Annotated in this window: 4 protein-coding genes; all 4 read left to right on the forward strand. The window is 26.4% G+C overall.

The annotated features are described in order from the left end of the window. Nucleotides 1–148 precede the first annotated feature (148 nt). The 4 genes from SHK09_RS15305 (at nucleotide 149) to SHK09_RS15320 (ending at nucleotide 3,205) form a co-directional block, all read left to right on the forward strand. Entirely contained in the window at nucleotides 149–715 is a 567-nt protein-coding gene (locus SHK09_RS15305) for a hypothetical protein (protein WP_319811663.1), read from the forward strand. 160 nt (nucleotides 716–875) lie between these two features. Then, entirely contained in the window at nucleotides 876–1,511 is a 636-nt protein-coding gene (locus SHK09_RS15310; RefSeq protein ID WP_319811664.1) for a hypothetical protein, read from the forward strand. A 682-nt stretch (nucleotides 1,512–2,193) separates the two neighbouring features. After that, nucleotides 2,194–2,625: a hypothetical protein gene (locus SHK09_RS15315; RefSeq protein WP_319811665.1), complete on the forward strand. Its 432-nt coding sequence runs from the start codon at nucleotides 2,194–2,196 to the stop codon at nucleotides 2,623–2,625. 34 nt (nucleotides 2,626–2,659) lie between these two features. Further along, the gene (locus tag SHK09_RS15320) at nucleotides 2,660–3,205 is read left to right on the forward strand and encodes a DUF4468 domain-containing protein (protein ID WP_319811666.1); all 546 of its coding nucleotides are present in this window, start codon (nucleotides 2,660–2,662) and stop codon (nucleotides 3,203–3,205) included. The last annotated feature ends 322 nt before the right edge of the window (nucleotides 3,206–3,527 follow it).

The raw sequence follows: 3,527 nt of genomic DNA on the forward strand, positions 1-3,527 counted from the left end.
TAAAAAAAATTGCTTAAATTTATGCCTAATCAAAGCTTTTTGCTTTTTTAAAAATGCTTCTAATTTTCCGGTGGAAAATTTGCCGCATTTTTAAATCGCAAAAATTTTTATACCAAAACGTTGGGCTTAATTAAGAAGAACCTCCAAAATGACAGTAAAAAATGCTTTAATAATAATCGCACAATTTATTACAGTTTCTTTAATTCTACTTTTAGGATTTATTTTAATTGATCTGAAAATCTTAGGAAATGGAGCACTTTGTGATGCTGAACAAATAATTCTTGCTGGTACTTGGATTATTTTTATTCCTTTAGTATTTGGAATAATCATAAACTCTTGGATTTATTACGCAAAAGGAAAATGGAAAAAATACCGAATCGCAATAATTGTCATTACTTCTATAATTTTATTTTTAAGTGTTTTTTTAAGACAAATAATTATGACAACTTATTATGGAAAAGAAAAAAATGTAATTGAAAATGAAAACCCACCATTTATAAAAATTCAGCTGTTTGAAAATGGAAAGTTTTTTGCTTCTACATATAATCTTAGTTGTGAAAGTGAAAACATAGGAACTTATTATCTGAAAGAAAACATACTTAAACTGAATTATAAAAATGAAAAATCTGAATATTTGGAAACTGAATATCGAATTGAAAATAATGATGTTAAATGTTTGAATTGTGAAGATAAATACGAACTGAAAATAAAATAACTAAGCCCAACACCGTGTAAAATTAATTGCTGGTTTTAGCCAATTTACGAAAGTCCTTTGGGACTTTCTTGGTTCGTGTTTTATTTACTAACTTTAGTGCTTAAAAAACGCAACTAATCTTACACAAAAACGTTGTGCGTCATTTAAAAAAAAATCTGAAATGCTGAACATATTTAGGAGAAATTTAAAATATGAATACAAGGAAAGATTAACTAAAGCTTTCCCGAAAAAACTGCACTCTGATTTAAAAGAAGTTTTAAAAATTTTACCATTTGAACAAAATAAAGTAAAATTATTTGACGGAATATTTAGTCAAGTTGACAATCTAATTCACGAAACTGAATTGAACTTAACAATTGATAATGAAACTTTGACAATTCCTTACAGACTATATTTCGACGAACCAAATCCTGAATTGGAAAAAGCTCTAACTGAAAAACAAAAAGAAATTTTAAATTGTATTTATTTAAGACATAACAATGGGTATTTAAGAGAAAAAAGACTGAATTTAATGTCTGAAAACGCTGAAAAATGGACAATTCCATTCATTGTTCAATTAATGGGAGAATATATTTATGAATTATTACCGATAATTGACAAGAAAATAAATGAAAACACGTTGAATCTTTACATTGAATTTAAAAATGAAAATCCAAAATACTGGAAACAAACTGAAAGCAGAGTAATAAGTTATTGGAATGTATATTATAGAAATAAGTTCCCAAAACTAAAAGAATATTTAGGATTTAAAATTATAGAGCGAATAAAAAAAACGAACGCACAACACCATGTATAAAAAATTGCTTATTTTTAGCTTAACCGAAGGCAGTTGCATTTTTACTCACTTCAATTTTCCTGCGGAAAATAGCCGTTCATAAAAATCGCAACTTTCCATAACACAACAACGTTGTAATTCATTGCTCAGAAAAATCAAAACGCTGAATTGAAACCTGGGAAATATTGAATTTCTTTACTTTTAAATTTTAGAAAACTGAAAATTTGTGGAACACTCTCTCGCTCGTCAAAATTTTTCAAAATTGCGGAATTTAGCAAGTTTGTGAAAATTCTGAATTAAGAAAGTTTGCGGAATTTTTACTCGCACAAATATTGAAATGGAATTCCAAAATTGCGGAATTGAAAAACTTTGTGTAATAAAAACCTTTGAATTTACTCAAACACAAAACCAAATTTGCGTAATTTTTTCGCTTTTTTTTTAGAAAAAGTGTTTTACATAAAAAATGTCGGAATTTACTCAAATGCTGAAAAGTTGAAAATGGAATTAAAATGTATTTACTCAAATGTTTCACAACAGAATTACAACACCGTATAAAAAAAATTGCTTAAATTTATGCCTTATCAAAGCTTTTTGCTTTTTTAAAAATACTTCTAATTTTCCGGTGGAAAATTTGCCGCATTTTTAAATCGCAAAAATTTTTATACCAAAACGTTGGCAAACATATACCAATCACTCAAAAAAAATGAAAAAGGAATTAACAGAAAAAGAATCTATTTCTATTGATTTAGCTTTGAAAAAATTTTTAGACATACATCAAAAGGAAAACGTTTATAAGGGTGCACTTCCATTCTTATTAAAAGAAACTGGAATCAATAAAGAGCGAATTGAATTTATAATAATAGAATTAAGCACATTAAATATTCTTTCATACAAAAACGAAAGAGGTGATAAAACTTTAGGACATAAATTCAAACGTGAAGAAATTATTGAACTTTTGAAAAATGGTGGAATGACTAATAAATGGCTTGAAAAGGAAAATAAACGAGTTAACATAAAATTAATTAACAAAACTCTCTCTGAATTTTTATGGACAAAATGGATTGCTAGAATTAGTTTTTTAATTACCATAATTCTTTTAATTCTGAAATTAATTGAGTTATCAAACCAATCATAATAAACAAATCACTAAACTTATATAATTGAAAAAGATGAAAAATAAACTTAAAAAAATCGCTTTATTATTTACATTATTAACTTATCTAAATTCTTATAGTCAGGAAAAATTTAAATTCGACAACAAAGGTTTAAATGATTATTTAGTTATAAATTTTAAAGACAAAGCTAAATCTGAATTATATTCAAAAAGTATTAATTGGATAAAAGAAACATTTAAAAAACCAGAAGAAGTAATTAATTCAAAAATTGCAAATGAAAAAATTTTCATTGAAGGAATAAGTCCTTCTACTTTAAGAATTGGAAGTGGAAGCTCTATGAATGCAAAATATATAATTGAAATAGCTTTTAAAGAAGGTAAAATAAAGTTTACCCCAACAAAACTTGAATATTATACTAAAGAATATGGATGGAACGAAATATTCATAAATGAAAACGCAAAACGTTATTACAAAAATAGCGGAAAAGTAAGAGGTTTATATTCCGAATTAATAACAGACATTCCAAGTGTGTTTAATAATCTTTCTACAGATTTAGAAAACTATATAAATGGGAAAAAGAAAACTGAAGAAGATTGGTAAAATAAGTTAAGAGAGAGAGAGAGGAATTGAATTTACAATGAATTAAAAAATACGATTTGCCAACACCGTGTATAATTAATTGCTGGTTTTAGCTCACTTGGGAAATTCCTTCGGAATTTCGCCGTTCGTGCTTTATTTAGTAAATTCACTGCTTGAAACACGCAACTAATCATACACAACAACGTTATGTAACATTTGATAATTGTACTTTCCTGAAATAGGTTGACTAAAAATTAAACACTTAATTATAGTCACTTATGAAAACACAAAAAGATCCCTGGCGAAAAAAAACGTACGAAAAAGCAACTTTAGAACTCAAATT

The organism is Polaribacter sp. PL03 (genome assembly GCF_033875165.1).
GTDB lineage: Bacteria > Bacteroidota > Bacteroidia > Flavobacteriales > Flavobacteriaceae > Polaribacter.

Coding starts and splice junctions, on each gene's coding strand:
- SHK09_RS15305 (WP_319811663.1), top strand. CDS start 149: ATGACAGTAAAAAATGCTTTAATAATAATCGCACAATTTATTACAGTT.
- SHK09_RS15310 (WP_319811664.1), top strand. CDS start 876: ATGCTGAACATATTTAGGAGAAATTTAAAATATGAATACAAGGAAAGA.
- SHK09_RS15315 (WP_319811665.1), top strand. CDS start 2,194: ATGAAAAAGGAATTAACAGAAAAAGAATCTATTTCTATTGATTTAGCT.
- SHK09_RS15320 (WP_319811666.1), top strand. CDS start 2,660: ATGAAAAATAAACTTAAAAAAATCGCTTTATTATTTACATTATTAACT.